The sequence below is a fragment of the Pseudaeromonas pectinilytica genome, from assembly GCF_054780855.1.
Genome location: NZ_BAAGVN010000012.1, coordinates 1 through 15845, shown reverse-complemented (window position 1 = coordinate 15845; position 15845 = coordinate 1). Strand labels below are relative to the sequence as shown.

At 58.8% G+C, this 15845-nt stretch carries 11 protein-coding genes and 2 pseudogenes; 9 read left to right on the top strand and 4 right to left on the bottom strand.

Features of this window, described 5'->3' with window-relative positions; genetic code table 11:
• Positions 1–34 precede the first annotated feature (34 nt).
• From ribF to ACYVG7_RS00790, 6 genes and pseudogenes are all read left to right on the top strand, one after another.
• A pseudogene (gene ribF / locus ACYVG7_RS00815) lies at positions 35–995 on the top strand (bifunctional riboflavin kinase/FAD synthetase).
• Positions 995–3823 carry an isoleucine--tRNA ligase gene (ileS, locus tag ACYVG7_RS00810; RefSeq protein WP_460881355.1) on the top strand — a complete coding sequence of 943 codons (2829 nt, stop codon included), beginning with the start codon at positions 995–997 and terminating at the stop codon, positions 3821–3823. Before ribF ends, ileS begins: the two are co-directional and overlap by 1 nt.
• Entirely contained in the window at positions 3823–4335 is a 513-nt protein-coding gene (lspA, locus tag ACYVG7_RS00805) for a signal peptidase II (protein WP_460881390.1), read from the top strand. Before ileS ends, lspA begins: the two co-directional genes overlap by 1 nt.
• A 1-nt stretch (position 4336) precedes the next feature.
• A complete protein-coding gene (ispH, locus tag ACYVG7_RS00800; protein ID WP_460881354.1) occupies positions 4337–5272 on the top strand; it encodes a 4-hydroxy-3-methylbut-2-enyl diphosphate reductase in 936 nt (311 codons plus the stop codon).
• Between the two features lie 178 nt (positions 5273–5450).
• On the top strand, positions 5451–6221 hold the full coding sequence (locus tag ACYVG7_RS00795) for a BPSS1780 family membrane protein (protein WP_460881353.1): 771 nt from the start codon (positions 5451–5453) through the stop codon (positions 6219–6221).
• Positions 6222–6460: 239 nt separating this feature from the next.
• Positions 6461–6973, top strand: coding sequence for a DUF4184 family protein (locus ACYVG7_RS00790; RefSeq protein WP_460881352.1), 513 nt, complete (start codon positions 6461–6463; stop codon positions 6971–6973).
• A 101-nt stretch (positions 6974–7074) separates the two neighbouring features.
• Here the strand turns inward: ACYVG7_RS00790 and ACYVG7_RS00785 are convergent, their stop codons facing one another.
• From ACYVG7_RS00785 to pepA, 3 genes are read right to left on the bottom strand one after another with little or no spacing between them, the layout of a single operon-like run.
• Positions 7075–9933 (bottom strand): valine--tRNA ligase, encoded by a 2859-nt coding sequence (locus tag ACYVG7_RS00785; protein WP_460881351.1) that lies wholly within the window; start codon positions 9931–9933, stop codon positions 7075–7077.
• Positions 9934–9935: 2 nt separating this feature from the next.
• On the bottom strand, positions 9936–10412 hold the full coding sequence (locus ACYVG7_RS00780; RefSeq protein WP_460881350.1) for a DNA polymerase III subunit chi: 477 nt from the start codon (positions 10410–10412) through the stop codon (positions 9936–9938).
• A 49-nt stretch (positions 10413–10461) separates the two neighbouring features.
• Entirely contained in the window at positions 10462–11964 is a 1503-nt protein-coding gene (pepA, locus tag ACYVG7_RS00775; RefSeq protein WP_460881349.1) for a leucyl aminopeptidase, read from the bottom strand.
• 104 nt (positions 11965–12068) lie between these two features.
• Between pepA and lptF the strand changes: the two genes are divergently transcribed.
• The gene (gene lptF / locus ACYVG7_RS00770; protein ID WP_460881348.1) at positions 12069–13250 is read left to right on the top strand and encodes an LPS export ABC transporter permease LptF; all 1182 of its coding nucleotides are present in this window, start codon (positions 12069–12071) and stop codon (positions 13248–13250) included.
• Complete coding sequence (gene lptG / locus ACYVG7_RS00765) at positions 13250–14320, top strand: LPS export ABC transporter permease LptG (RefSeq protein ID WP_460881347.1); 1071 nt, start codon at positions 13250–13252, stop codon at positions 14318–14320. Before lptF ends, lptG begins: the two co-directional genes overlap by 1 nt.
• 89 nt (positions 14321–14409) lie before the next feature.
• On the opposite strand, the pseudogene ACYVG7_RS00760 reads toward lptG, so the two are convergent.
• Positions 14410–15616 (bottom strand): annotated as a pseudogene (locus ACYVG7_RS00760) (IS256 family transposase).
• 82 nt (positions 15617–15698) lie between these two features.
• On the opposite strand from ACYVG7_RS00760, the gene ACYVG7_RS00755 reads away from it, so the two are divergent.
• Positions 15699–15845, top strand: a 147-nt coding sequence (locus ACYVG7_RS00755) for a transposase (protein WP_460881389.1), incomplete at its 3' end; no start/stop codon positions are given.

Genomic DNA, 15845 nt, shown 5'->3' with positions numbered 1-15845 from the left:
GATTTCACCGGCAAGGACAGGACATCAGGCCGCTATGCAGTTGATCCGCGGTATCCACAATTTGCGTCCCGAACATCAGGGATGTGTGCTGACCATCGGCAATTTTGATGGTGTACATCTTGGGCATCAGGCGGTGCTACGCCAGTTGCAAGCCAAGGCGCAAGCGTTGGGATTGCCCGCCTGCGTGATGCTGTTCGAGCCTCAGCCCATGGAGTTGTTTGCCCGTGACGGGGCTCCGGCCCGGCTGACGCGGCTGCGTGACAAGTACATGGCACTCAAGGATCTCGGGTTGACCCGCTTGTTGTGCATCCGTTTTGGCCTCGAATTTGCCAATCTGGAGCCCGAGCTGTTCATTGAGGAGATACTGGTGCGCCGTCTGGGCGTCAAGTATCTGGTGGTGGGTGACGACTTCTGTTTTGGTCGCGGCCGCCGCGGTGATTTTGCCATGTTGCAGCAGGCCGGTGAGCGTTACGGTTTCGAGGTGGTCAGTACCCATAGTTTTTGTGTGGCCGAACAACGTGTCAGCAGTACTAGGGTACGCGAGGCGCTGCGTGATGACCGCCTGGCCGAGGTGCATGCCATGTTGGGTGAGCCCTATACCGTCAGTGGGCGGGTGGCGCACGGCGACAAGTTGGGGCGCACTATCGGTTTTCCGACGGCGAACGTGCACCTCAAACGTCAGGTCGCGCCGGTCAGTGGCGTGTATGCGGTAGAAGTGTTATTTTCCGGCCACACCCATTATGGCGTGGCCAATGTGGGCACCCGTCCCACGGTAAACGGCCGACGGCCACAACTTGAAGTACATATTTTCGATTTTTCGGGCGATCTCTATGGCCGACACATCCGTGTCAGACTGTGCCACAAGCTTCGTGACGAGAAAAAGTTCGACTCTTTTGCCGCCCTGCATGCGCAGATCCGCGAGGATGCTGCCACGGCCCGCCGTTATTTCGGCCTCGCGGCAACCCTTATTGAATCATGATGGAACCCAGGACTGATGAGCGACTATAAACATACCCTGAATTTGCCGGAAACCCCGTTTCCGATGCGTGGCGATCTGGCCAAGCGTGAGCCGGAAATGCTGAAAGCGTGGTATGAGCAGGATCTGTACGGCGTGATCCGTACGGCCAAGAAGGGCAAGAAGTCTTTCATTCTTCATGATGGCCCCCCGTATGCGAATGGCAACATCCATATCGGTCACTCGGTCAACAAGATCCTCAAGGACATCATCATCAAGTCCAAGGGCATGGCGGGTTTTGATTCCCCCTATGTTCCGGGTTGGGATTGCCACGGTCTGCCGATTGAACTGAAGGTTGAAGGGCTGGTGGGCAAGCCGGGTGAGAAGGTCTCGGCCGCCGAATTCCGGGCTGAGTGCCGTACCTATGCCAAGAGCCAGGTCGAAGCCCAGAAAGCGGACTTCGTGCGTCTGGGGGTGTTGGGCGATTGGGACCACCCTTACCTGACCATGGATTTCAACACCGAAGCCAACATCATCCGTTCACTGGGTAAAATCATCCAGAATGGTCATCTGCACAAGGGCTCCAAGCCGGTGCACTGGTGTACCGATTGTGGCTCGGCTCTGGCCGAGGCGGAAGTTGAATATTACGACAAGAGCTCGCCCTCCATTGACGTCCGTTTCAAGGCGTTGAATGAAGAACAAGTGGTGGCGGCTTTTGATTGTGCCGAGGGGCATCCGGGACAAGGTCCTGTGTCCGTCGTGATCTGGACCACCACCCCCTGGACCTTGCCCGCCAACCGCGCCGTGGCACTCCATGCCGAGCTGGACTATGCGCTGGTGCAGGTGGAAGGCGAGCAGCCGGAACGTCTGATCCTGGCAGAAGCCTTGGTCAAGGATGTGATGGATCGTGCCGGGATCAATCAGTACCACAATCTGGGCTACTGTAAGGGTGCCGATCTGGAGCTGTTACGCTTCCAGCATCCCTTCTACAGCTTCGATGTGCCGGTGATCCTGGGTGAGCATGTCACCATCGATTCCGGCACAGGTGCTGTTCATACCGCGCCGGGCCACGGTCAGGAAGACTTTGTGGTCGGTCAAAAATATGGCCTGGAAGTTGCCAATCCTGTGGGTGGCAATGGTGTCTATCTGCCGGATACCGAACGCTTTGCTGGTCAGCACGTGTTCAAGGCCAACGCCTCTGTGGTTGAAGTGCTGAAGGAAACCGGCGCTTTGTTGCATCATCAGGCCATCCAGCACTCCTATCCCCATTGCTGGCGCCACAAGACCCCGATCATCTTTCGTGCCACACCCCAGTGGTTCATCAGCATGGAGCAGGCGGGTCTGCGTCAGAAGGCGTTGTCCGAAATCAAGGGCGTGAAGTGGATCCCCGAGTGGGGTCAGAACCGTATCGAAGCCATGGTCGAGAACCGGCCGGACTGGTGTATCTCCCGGCAACGGACCTGGGGTGTGCCTATCGCCCTGTTCGTGCACAAAGAGACCCAGGCGCTGCATCCTCGTTCCGTTGAGCTGATGGAAGAGGTGGCCAAGCGCGTCGAAGTCTCCGGTATCCAGGCCTGGTGGGATCTGCAGCCGGCCGAACTGCTCGGCGAAGAAGCCGCTCAGTACGACAAGGTACCGGATACCCTGGATGTCTGGTTTGACTCCGGCTCCACCCACTCCTCGGTGGTGGATGTGCGTCCCGAGTTCAACGGCCATGGTGCCGACATGTATCTGGAAGGCTCGGATCAACACCGAGGCTGGTTTATGTCCTCGCTGATGATCGGTGTGGCCATGAAGCATCAGGCTCCCTACAACCAGGTACTGACCCACGGCTTCACCGTGGATGGTCAGGGCCGCAAGATGTCCAAGTCGCTGGGCAACGTGGTGAGCCCGCAAGAGGTGATGAACAAGCTGGGTGCCGATATCCTGCGCTTGTGGGTTGCCTCCACCGATTACACCGGCGAGATGACGGTTTCCGACGAGATCCTCAAGCGCTCCGCCGATGCCTATCGCCGGATCCGCAACACCGCCCGTTTCCTGCTGGCCAACCTCAACGGCTTCGATCCCAAGCAGCATATGGTCGCCGCGGACGAGATGGTGGTGCTGGATCGCTGGGCTGTGGGCTGTGCCCTCAAGGCTCAGGAAGAGATCATCCAGGCGTATGCCGATTATGACTTCCATCTGGTAACCCAGAAGCTGATGCAGTTCTGTTCCGTGGAGATGGGCTCCTTCTATCTGGATATCATCAAGGATCGCCAATACACCGCCAAGGCGGACAGTCTGGCCCGTCGCTCCTGCCAGAGCGCCCTGTATCTCATCGTGGAAGCCATGGTGCGCTGGATGGCGCCGATCATGAGCTTCACCGCCGACGAGATCTGGAAACTGTTGCCGGGCGAGCGTAGCCAGTTCGTGTTCACCGAAGAGTGGTTCGATGGCCTGTTTGGTCTCAATGATGGCGAAGCCATGGATGATGCCTACTGGGCGGATCTGCTGGCAGTACGCAGCGAAGTGAACAAGGCCCTGGAAGCGGCGCGTGCCGACAAGCGTATCGGCAGCTCCCTGCAGGCGGAAGTGACCCTGTTGGCCGAACCGGCGCTGGCCGAGAAGCTGGTGCGTCTGGGTGATGAGTTGCGGTTCGTGCTCATCACCTCGCAAGCCAAGGTGGAGGCCGTAACGGCCGCTCCGGCGGATGCCCAGGCCACTGAGCTCAGCGGTCTGTGGTTGCAGGTTGCTGCTACCGAAGCCGCCAAATGCGAGCGTTGCTGGCACCATGTGGCCGATGTCGGCACCATTGCCGGTCACGAGGGGATCTGTGGTCGTTGTGTGACCAACGTCGAGGGTGACGGCGAAACTCGGGCCTTTGCATGATGATAGCGAGCTGGAAACAAAGTGGACTGCGCTGGTCATGGCTGGCTCTGGTCGTGGTGGTGCTGGATCAGCTGGCCAAGCTGGCGATCCTCGATGGTCTGCCGTACGGCGGACCGGGGATCAATGTGCTGCCGTTTTTCAATATCGTCCATGTCTACAACACGGGCGCGGCGTTCAGCTTCCTGGCGGATCAGCCGGGTTGGCAGCGTTGGTTCTTCGCGCTGTTTGCGCTGGGAGTTTCCGCGGCCATGGCCGTGGGGCTGCGGCGTCAGGCGGCGAATCAGCTCTGGTTGAACCTGGCGTTCGTACTGGTGATTGGTGGGGCGATCGGCAACCTGATCGATCGGCTGGCCTACGGCCATGTGGTCGATTTTCTGCTGTTTTACGGCTATGGCTACTTCTTCCCGGCGTTCAACCTGGCGGACTGTGCCATCACGGTCGGTGCCGTCATGATAGTGCTGGATGGTCTGCGCAAGAAGCCGGCACCGTCGGACGAACAGAAGGCGAGTTAAGATGAAGATCCTGCTTGCGAACCCCCGTGGCTTCTGTGCTGGCGTCGACCGGGCGATCAGTATCGTCGAGAATGCGCTGCAGAAGTTCGGTGCACCCATCTATGTGCGTCACGAGGTGGTGCATAACCGCTACGTGGTGGAATCACTGCGTCAAGCCGGGGCTATCTTTGTCGAGGAGCTCTCCGAGGTGCCGGATGATCACATCGTGATCTTCTCCGCCCATGGTGTCTCCAAGGCGGTGCGCGAAGAGGCCAAGCAGCGCGGGCTGCGGGTGTTTGATGCTACCTGTCCTCTAGTGACCAAGGTGCATATGGAGGTTCATCGCGCCAGCCGCAAGGAGCAGGAGGTGATCATGATAGGTCACGCCGGTCATCCCGAGGTGGAGGGCACCATAGGCCAATACGAGAGCCAGCAGGCGGGTATGTATCTGGTGGAAGATGCAACCGATGTGGCCGCGTTGCAGGTCAAGGATGCCAGCCAGCTGCATTTTGTCACCCAGACTACCTTGAGTGTCGATGAGACCAAAGAGGTGATCGCCGCCCTGCAGAGCCAGTTCCCGGCAATCCAGGGACCGCGTAAGGATGACATCTGCTACGCCACCCAGAATCGTCAGGATGCGGTGCGCGAGCTGGCGGCTCAGGTCGATCTGTTCATCGTGGTCGGGTCACGCAACTCCTCCAACTCCAATCGTCTGCGCGAGCTGGCCGAGCGGCTGGGGACGACCGCTTATCTGGTCGACGAGGCGGCGCAACTGCAAGTTGACTGGTTCTCCGGGGTTGCCTCTGTGGGGGTGACGGCCGGGGCTTCGGCGCCGGAAGTGCTGGTCCAACAGGTGGTCTCCCGGCTGCAAGAGATCGGCGGTGGCCAGATCGAGGAGTTCAGCGGCAAGGAAGAGGATGTGATCTTCGAAGTGCCTCTCGAGCTGCGACTGGATTAATGCTCCACGCATCACCGGAACCCCCGCCCTGCGGGGGTTTTGTTTTTTCATGACTCACTCCGGGCCTTTGCAGCATTTCACACATCCAGAGGATGAAAACAGGTATAAAGGTGCCGAAAGGAGCTGAGACTCCAACCGGTAGGGAATTCACAGCAACAAGCAGGAGCGCGAGAGCAGCATGGGTGAGTTTATTGCAGTAACAGAAATGGATGAAGCCGCCGAGGCGACGCCGTGGCAAGAGCCGCGGCGGGTTAGGGTTGGACGAGGTTGGGGCTGGATTTATGGCGCGTTTGGCCTGTTCAATCGGGGCATGGGGGTCAGTGTCGGCATCTGTCTGTTCAGTCTGGTGCTGTCGATTGCCTCGGGGATCATCCCGGGTGGTAGCCTGTTGTACCAGCTGTTCAGCATGGTATTTGCCGCCGGTCTGATGTCCGTCGCTCACCGGGCCCATACCATGGGTTATATCTCCTTCAACGACTACTTCGAGGGCTTTCGCCAGCAGATGGGGCAACTGGTGCTCACGGCGGTGATTTATTTAGCGCTGATCCTCGGGATGACCATTCTGGTGGTGATTGCCGCCTTTGTGTCCATCGGTATCGAGCAGCTGATGAATTTTGACGAGGTGGTCGAGAGCGATCCGGCCATGGCCCTGCAGCTGTTGCTCTGGGTTCTGGTTGGTATTGCCTTGCTGATCCCGTTGATGATGGCGGCCTTGTTTGCGCCGGCGCTGGTCTTCTTCCATCAGGTTGCCCCTTGGGAGGCTCTGAAGCTGAGTCTGCGTGGCTGCTGGCGCAATTTTTGGCCTCTGACCTGGTGGGGGATTCTGGCAACCCTGCTCTTGCTGCTGGGGGCCATGATGTTGCTGGTGGGTCTGCTGGTGGTGGTACCTGTTACGGGCTACTCCCTCTATGTCGCCTATCGCGATATTTTCCTCCACGACGAGATTTAATGGAGCTTCTGTTGCTTTCATGCCAGTCATGTAAGAAAAATGCAGGCAGGTTCCCTTTCACCAACACGCCGTGAATACATCCGTGTAGGCTCGATGGCGGCATCCCTGCCGCCAACGGTTGGTTCAATGGGAACACTCCCTGCCTTATCTAATCAGCATTACTTTTATTGCTCCTGTCTTTTCGGGAACAAAAGCCCTAATGCGACCCCACTACCATCTGCATTGCTTCTGGAACACTTATGCCGTTTACACCGTTACATATGGGCCCGGCGCTACTGCTCAAGGTTGGTGCCGATCGACGATTCAGCCTGTTCGCCTTTGGTTGTGCCCAGATCCTGATGGATATCGAACCTCTGCTGGGATTGATCCGCCATGCGCCAATTCTTCACGGCCGCACTCACACGCTAGCCTGGGCGTTGCCCATAGGTCTGGGCGCCGCTCTGCTGGCGCGTCTGTTGCGTGGCGTTGTGTTGCGACGCTGGAACCGGGAGGTGAGCCATTACCGGCTGCGCTGGCTCTCGGTGCCGGTTTCATGCTCCTGGGGAATGTTGTTGTGGGGCGGTCTGCTCGGCACCTACAGCCATCTGCTGCTGGATGGGCTGATGCATGGCGATATCCAGCCATTGTGGCCTCTGTATGCGGGAAACCCCTTTTATGGCTGGATCAGCATCGCCACATTGCAGAGTGTCTGCCTGTGGTCGGGAGGGCTGGGCGCTGGGCTCTTGCTGGTGCGATGCTGGTGTCGGCGGTGAGCACTTCTAGAGCGTGATGAACTATTCCAGTATCGGCATACAACAAGACCCCGGCTTTGGGCCGGGGTCTTGGTCTTTACGGGTCAGGAACTCGGGCTGGCTTACAGCGCCTTGATGATTTCCTGCTGCTCTTTTAGCTTGGTCAGCTGCACCTGATAGTCGGCCAGCTTCTCGCGCTCCTTGGCCAGGACCGCTTCCGGCGCCTTGGCGACAAAGCCTTCGTTGCCGAGCTTGCCTTCGATGCGACCGCACTCCTGGGTCAACTTGGCCACTTCCTTCTCCAAGCGGGCCAGTTCGGCTTCCTTGTCGATAAGACCGGCCATGGGGATCAAGAGCTCGGTAGCGCCGATCAGCTTGGTGACGGAGACAGGCGCTGCATCACCGGCTGCCAGCACGGTAATAGACTCCAGCTTGGCCAGAGACTTCAGCGTGCCCTCGTTGGCATTGGCGCGGGCGGCATCCACCGCATCAGCCTTGAGCAGGACTGTGAGCGGTACGCTCGGGGCGACCTTCATCTCGGCACGGATATTCCGGATGCTGATGATAAATTGCTTCACCCACTCCTGGTCCGCCAGTACGGCTTCATCTACCTGGGCGGCATCGAAGGCAGGATAGGCTTGCAGCATCAGGGTATCACCTTCGCTGTAGCCAACACCGGCGAGCGGTGCCACGTTCTTCCAGATCTCCTCGCTGATAAACGGCATCAGCGGGTGTACCAGACGCAGCAGGGTTTCCAGCACGCTCACCAGGGTGTGGCGGGTCGCCTGCTGCTGGGCTGGAGTACCGTGCCAGAGTACCGGCTTGGTCAACTCCAGATACCAGTCGCAGAACTGGTTCCAGATAAACTCATACAGCACACCGGCGACCTGATCGAAGCGGTAGGTGTCCATGGCATGGCGTACATCACGGATGGTCAGCTGCAGTTGGGACTGGATCCAGCGATCCGCCAGACTGTAATCTGCCGCGGCTGCCGGGCTGCAATTTTGATCTTCGGTGTTCATCAGCACATAGCGGCTGGCGTTCCACAGCTTGTTGCAGAAGTTGCGGTAGCCGTCGAGGCGCTTCATGTCCCAGTTGATGTCGCGACCGGTCGAGGCCAGTGCCGCCAGGGTGAAACGCAAGGCGTCGGTACCGTGGGCCTCGATGCCGTCCGGGAACTGTTTCTCGGTGCGCTTGCCAATCTTCTCGGCCAGCTGGGGCTGCATCATGTTGCCGGTGCGCTTCTCCAGCAGTTCGGGCAGGCTGATGCCGTCGATCATATCCAGCGGATCCAGCACGTTGCCCTTGGACTTGGACATCTTCTGCCCCTCTTCGTCCCGGATGAGGCCGGTGACGTAGACGGTCTTGAACGGTACCTGCGGCGAGCCATCTTCATGCTTCATGAAGTGCATGGTCATCATGATCATGCGCGCCACCCAGAAGAAGATGATGTCGAAGCCGGTGACCAGCACATCGGTGGGGTGGAAGGTGCGCAGATCCGGGGTCTGCTCCGGCCAGCCCAGGGTGGAGAAGGTCCACAAGGCTGAGCTGAACCAGGTATCCAGCACGTCCTCGTCCTGACGCAGTTTCACATCTGCACCCAGGCCATACTTGCTGCGCACTTCGGCCTCGTCGCGGGCGACATAAACCTTGCCGGATTCGTCATACCAGGCCGGGATGCGGTGACCCCACCACAGCTGACGGGAAACGCACCAGTCCTGAATGTCACGCATCCAGGAGAAGTACATGTTCTCGTACTGCTTGGGTACGAACTGGATGCGACCGTCTTCGACCGCCTCGATGGCGGGTTTGGCCAGCACGCCGGCGCGCACATACCACTGGTCGGTGAGCATGGGCTCGATGGGCACGCCGCCGCGATCGCCGTAAGGCTGTTGCAGCACATGATCCTTGGTTTCAGCCAGCAGTCCCAGCTCGTCCAGCTTGGCCAGAATGGCCTTACGAGCGGCATAGCGCTCGAGCCCGGCAAACTCGGCAGGTAGCTCGGCCGGATAGGCAGTGCTCGGGTGGCCGCTGGAGTCATAGACTTCGGCCAGCGCACGGACATGGGCATCCAGAGTGAAGATGTTGATCATCGGCAGGGCGTGGCGCTTGCCCACTTCGTTATCGTTGAAGTCGTGAGCCGGGGTGATCTTCACACAACCGGTGCCCTTCGCCATGTCGGCGTGTTCGTCGCCGACGATCGGAATGCGACGGTTCACCAACGGCAGTTCGATAAACTTGCCGATCAGATTCTTGTAGCGCGGATCTTCCGGGTTCACGGCGACGGCGGTGTCACCGAGCATGGTTTCCGGACGGGTGGTGGCGACCACCAGGAAGTGCTCGCCGTCGCGGGTCTGCTGGCCATCGGCCAGCGGGTAGCGCAGCATCCACATGGAGCTTTTGACTTCGCGGTTTTCCACTTCCAGATCGGAGATGGCGGTGTGCAGCTTCGGATCCCAGTTCACCAGACGCTTGCCGCGGTACATCAGATCTTCGTCATACAGACGGACGAAGACTTCCTGCACGGCGCGGGAGAGGCCCGGATCCATGGTGAAGCGCTCGCGATCCCAATCCACCGAGGTACCGAGACGGCGCATCTGGCGGGTGATGGTGCCGCCGGACTCTTCCTTCCACTGCCAAATCTTGTCGATAAAGGCATCACGGCCATAGTCGTGACGGGTCTTGCCCTCTTCGGCGGCGATCTTGCGCTCGACCACCATCTGGGTGGCGATCCCGGCGTGGTCGGTACCGGCTTGCCACAGGGTGTTTTTGCCCAGCATGCGCTGATAGCGGATCAGGGCATCCATGATGGTCTGCTGGAAGGCGTGACCCATATGCAGGCTGCCGGTGACATTCGGCGGCGGTATCATGATGCAGTAGCCATCCTGGCTGGTATCGCCGTGGGGCTTGAAGTAGCCCTGGGATTCCCAGTGCTGATAAAGCGCCTGTTCGATGGCGCTGGGGTTGAAGGTCTTTTCCATGGTTAGTCGGTCTCGGGTCTGTCAGTCGCCTGGACTTGGGCTGCGTTGGGCGCAGGCTGGGTCTGTAGCGTGAAGCCAGCGGCGCGATACTGCTTGTAGCGTTCGCGGGCCAGCTGCTTGAGGGTGTCGTCCGTGGGGACAAAATCTATCACTTCGGCGAAGCGTCCTGCAAATGCCGGTGCCTGACTGCCCAGATTAATCAGCAGTTGGCGGTTGCGGCGCGGCAGGCCGGTGCCAATTTCTACCGGTGCCTGATGGGCGGTGGGCTCTTCGGAGAGACTGTGGGGGACAAAGCTGTCCGGATCCTGTTGCCAGAGCATTTCATCCAGCTGCCAGGCTTGCTGCTGGGTTTCGACACACACAAACAGGCTCTGGCCGCGCCGGTAACGGTCGGTGGCCAACTGGCAGACCAGGGTGAATAGCTCATCCTCGGTCGGCTGGTCGGTGTCGGGTAACAGGTAGAAGGTGGCTGCTTTCATCACATATCAAGGGGATGGCTCCATCCCCTTGTCTCCTTGGCTGGACGGATTATTCGTCCTGATCGACACCGGCACGGCTCAACAGGAACTGGGTCAGCAACGGCACTGGACGTCCGGTGGCTCCCTTGTCCTTGCCGGACTTCCAGGCGGTGCCTGCGATGTCCAGATGGGCCCAGTTGTATTTCTTGGTGAAGCGTGACAAGAAAGCGGCAGCCGTGATGGCACCGGCAGGACGACCGCCAATGTTGGCCATATCGGCAAACGGGCTTTCCAGCTGCTCCTGATACTCATCCCACAGCGGCAGACGCCAGGTCTTGTCACCGGAGAGCTCGGCGGCACCCAGCAACTCGTGGGCCAGCGGATTGTGGTTCGCCAGCAAGCCGGTGGTGTGATGGCCCAGCGCCACGATACAGGCCCCGGTCAGGGTGGCGATATCGATGACGCATTCCGGCTCGAAGCGATCCACATAGGTCAGGGCGTCGCACAGCACCAGACGGCCTTCGGCATCGGTATTGAGCACTTCGATGGTCTGGCCGGACATGGAGGTGAGAATATCGCCGGGGCGATAGGCCTTCCCATCGGGCATGTTCTCGGCACCGGCCAGCACGCCGATGACGTTGATCGGCAGTTGTAGGTCGGCTAGCGCATGCATGGTGCCCAGTACGGAGGCGGCACCGCCCATGTCGTACTTCATCTCGTCCATGCCATCGGCCGGTTTGATAGAGATACCGCCGGAGTCGAAGGTCAGCCCCTTGCCGATGAGCACAATTGGCTTGGCATCCGGATGGCCCTTGTACTCCATGATCGACATCATGGCTTCATTCTCGGAGCCCCGGGCTACGGCCAGGTAGGAGTTCATCCCCAGCTCCGCCATCTGCTGCTCGCCGATCACCTTGGTGGTGATATTCGGGCAGGCATCGGCCAGACGGCGGGCCTGGGAAGCCAGATAGGCGGGGGTGCAGACGTTGGGCGGCATGTTGCCGACATCCCGGCATACCTTGACGCCCTTGGCCACGGCCAGACCGTGCACGATCGCCCGTTCACCGGTTGGCAACTCGCGGCGGGTCGGTACATTGAAGACCAGCTTGCGCAAAGGACGGCGCAGCTCAGCCTTGTTGGTCTTGAATTGATCGAAGCTGTAGAGACCTGCCTGGGTGGTCTCGATGGCCTGACGCACCTTCCAGTAGGTGTCGCGACCCTTGACGTGCAGCTCGGTGAGGAAGCAGACCGCCTCCATGGAGCCGGTTTCGTTCAGGGTGCTGATGGTCTTTTGCATGATCTGCTTGAACTGGCGCTCATCCAGTTCACGCTCCTTGCCACAGCCGACCAGCAAGACGCGCTCGGAGAGCACGCCCGGTACTTGATGCAGCAACAGCATCTGGCCGGGCTTACCCTCCAGATCGCCGCGGCGCAACAGGGCGCTCAGATAGCCATCGCTGATGCGATCCAGCTGCTCGGCGACACTGGAGAGACGACGGGGTTCAAACACGCCGACGACGATGCAGGCACTGCGCTGCTTCTCGGGGCTGCCGCTTTTTACGCTGAACTCCATGGAGACTCCTTGGTCCTAAAGACAAAGTGCGAGGTTTATTCGATAATATGGCATCGAGTCGTGGCCCCGGTGGCCAATAAACGACCGGGTTTACCAGGTAAAATATGCCAAAATGGAATTTTCAGGCCTATTTTTTAGCGATTCGCTCGAAATTACAAGTTTTCCCAGAGGCTAGCGTGATCCTGTCCCGTTACATCTTTAGAGAAACCGTCAAAACCCAGGTCGCCGTACTCGGGATTTTGTTGATGATTTTCCTCAGCCAAAGCTTCATCCGCATCCTGAGTCGCGCTGCCCGTGGCGCGCTTCCGACTCAATTGGTGACGGAAGTGCTGGCACTGAATATTCCGAGCATGGCGCTGTTGATGCTGCCCCTGAGCTTATTTATCGCCATCTTGTTCGCTCACGGTCGTCTGTATGCCGAAAGTGAGATGACGGTGATGCGGGCCGTGGGCATGACGCCGACGAGTACCATGGCAGTGACCCAACTGCTGGCGGTGATCACCATGGGGGTGGCAGCGCTGAATACCATGTGGATCAGCCCCTGGGCCGAGGAGCAGCAATACCGGTTGCTGGATAAGGTCAAAGCCGATCCTGGCCTGTTTGCCCTCGACAGCGGCCGCTTCATGAATCTGGATAACGGCAAGGTGGTGGCCTATATCGATCGCCTCGAAGGCGAGGGGGTCAAGGAGCTCAGCCGCATCTACATTCTGCAGCAGGGCGATGCCAAACAGGCGCCGACCGTGGTGGTCTCGGATACCGGCAATATCCAGCGCGATGGCAATGGTTTGCAATGGCTGACCCTGAACGATGGCAAACGCTACGAAGGGCCCACCGCCAAGGGGGAGTTCAAGATCTCCGAGTTTGCCGAATATCGCAGCTGGATCCAGGATCGGGAAGATGTGGCCGCCAGCAATCGCAAGCTCTCGGCCATGCCGATGCAGGAGTTGCTGGCCAGCGACAACCCGAAAGCGACCGCCGAGTGGCAGTGGCGGGTGGCCCTACCGCTGTCGATCCCCATTCTGACGTTGATCGTGGTGCCCATGGCGGTGGTCAATCCGCGCCAGGGCCGCTACGCCAAGTTGCTACCGGCTATCTTGCTGTACTTGAGTTATTTTCTGCTGCTGTCGGCAGGCAAGGCGGCGCTGGAGCGCAGCTCCCTGCCACCATTCCCTGGTCTGTATAGCGTGCCGCTGTTGTTTGTATTGCTGTTTGCCCTGCCGTTGAACCTGGTGAATACCAGCTGGTACAACCGTCTGCGGCTGGGTATCAAGGGAGGCAAGGCCTGATGTTTGGCATTCTCGATCGTTATGTCGGCCGCAGCGTGCTGATGTCCATCCTGCTGTGTACCCTGGTGCTGGTCGGGCTTTCGGCGCTGATCAAATATGTGGAGCAGATGAAGAGCGTCGGCTCCGGCGGTTACGATGCCATTACCGCCGGTTGGTATGTGCTCTATTCCATTCCCAAGGAGCTGGTGCTGTTCTTCCCCATCGGCGCCCTGCTCGGCGGTGTGATAGGGCTCGGCCAGCTGGCCTCCAGCTCCGAGCTGGTGGTGCTGCAATCGGTGGGGCGCTCCCGCTTCAATATCGTCATGGCGGTGCTGAAAACCGTGCTGCCGGTGATGATCCTCATCATGCTGGTGGGCGAGTATCTGGCCCCCATCACCGAGCGCCGCGCCGATGACCTCAAGAGCATGGCGGTCTCCGGTGGCCAGATGACGGTCTCCTCGGCCGGGGTCTGGATCCGCGAGCAACAGGACTTTATCAACATCGCCGCCGTGCTGCGCGATGGCACCCTGCAGGGCATTACCCGCTACCGTTTCGGCTCCGGCCCTGAGCTGCTGGAAACCGCCCAGGCCGAGCGCGGCCATTATCAGGATGGGCAATGGCAGATGGAGCAGGTGCACCGCACCTTCTTCACCGACAAACAAAAAGTGGGCAGTGAAGTGGTGGCGGCTGAGTCCTGGCAGATGGGCCTGACCCCGGACAAGCTGGAGGTGGTGGCGATAGCCCCCGATGAGCTGTCGGCTTCCGGTCTGTATGACTACATTCGCTACATGAAGCAGAGCGGGCAGAAGGTGGAGCGCTACCAGCTGGAACTCTGGCGCAAGGCGCTGGCCCCGCTGGCGGTGATCGCCATGATGCTGTTGGCCGCCAGTACCGTATTTGGTCCGCTGCGCTCTGTGCCCATGGGCGCACGCATCATCACCGGGGTAATCCTGGGGTTCGCCTTTTATGTGGCCAATCAGGTATTTGGCCCCATGAGCTTGGTCTATAACGTGCCCCCGGCACTGGGTGCCTCGGCCCCCAGCCTGTTGTTTATGGGCGTCGCCTTCTACCTGCTGAAACGCCGCAGCTAGGGCTGGCGGCAGGCCGAGGGCTATCTACACAGATGGCCCTGGGATTGTGGAAGGTGTGGCGAGGGTGTTCAATATTCTGTGTCAGCCGATCATAGGTCAATATGATCATCCAATCTGCCGGGGAAATGGATCGATAGCTGCGACAGCGTCAGATTCCAGTTCTGGATGGGGAGCGTCCAGCGTTCTGATGCCTGCAACATACCGGCGTATAACAGCTTGAGCAAACTGTTTTCATTGGCGAAACCGCCTTTGGTTTTCGTCAGTTTGCGGAACTGCCGGTGTACCGCCTCGACCGCATTGGTCGTGTAGATGGCGGTCCTGACGTACTCCGGGTATTTAAAATAGGCCGACAGCGTCTGCCATTTATTGCGCCAGGATTTAATGACGACCGGGTATTTCTCGCCCCACTTGGCCTCCAACTCATCCAGCGCCGATTCAGCCGCACTCAGGGTAGCCGCTTTGTACACGCACTTCAGATCAACCATAAAGGCTTTCTGGTTCTTGCTGGCAACATATTTCAATGAGTTGCGGATCTGGTGAATGACGCAGTGCTGAACTTCCGTTCGAGGGTAGATACTTGCAATGGCCTCAGGGAAGCCCTTCAAGCCATCAACGCAGGCAATCAGTATGTCTTTGATACCCCGGTTATGCAGATCGGTCAGCACGCTTAACCAGTGGTGGGCCCCTTCATTCTCTGACAGATAAAGGCCGAGCAGCTCTTTTTTTACCTTCGACATTCAGGCCCAAAATGGTGTAAACGGCCTTGGTGATATAGCGGCCATTTTCCTTGATCTTGTAGTGAATGGCATCGAGCCACATCACCGGATAAATCGCATCCAGCTCACGATCACGCCAGGCTTGTAACTCAGGCAGCAGCTTGTCAGTCACGGCATTGAGCGTACCGTTGGACAGATGGATGCCGTACAACTCTTCGATATGCGCCCGGATATCCTGGTAACTGGTTCCAAGCGCAAACAGGGCGATGATTTTGCGCTCCAGCTCATCCGTTAACTGGGTCTGGTGTTTTTTGACGATTTGCGGCTCAAAGGTACCGGCCCGATCACGGGGCGTATTGAGTTCAAAGCGTCCGGCGATGCTTTTGATGGTCTTGGATGTTGAGCCGTTTTTGCGATTGGCCGTTTCATCTTGGGCGAGATGCTGCTCAAGTTCAGCCTGCATGGCCGCTTCGGTCAATTGCTTGATGAGCGGCGTAAGAATACCGTCTTTGCCAGTGAGATCTTTACCGTCACGCAAGGCCTGCAACGCGGCTTCGATATCGAACGATGGTTTGGTCATGTGTCATCTCTTTTCCTGATTACCACCATGATTCAGCCCTTCAGGACTACACTTAAAGGGTTCTGTTCTGGAGGGTTAAATCATGGCCAGAAACAAGGTTCAATTTCAAAAAAGCATGAGCATTTATACCTTTATTCAGCGTTATGGCGATGAAGCGCAGTGTCAGCAGCGACTTTTTGACATTCGCTGGCCACAAGGATTCCAGTGCCCAAACTGCGGACATACCCAT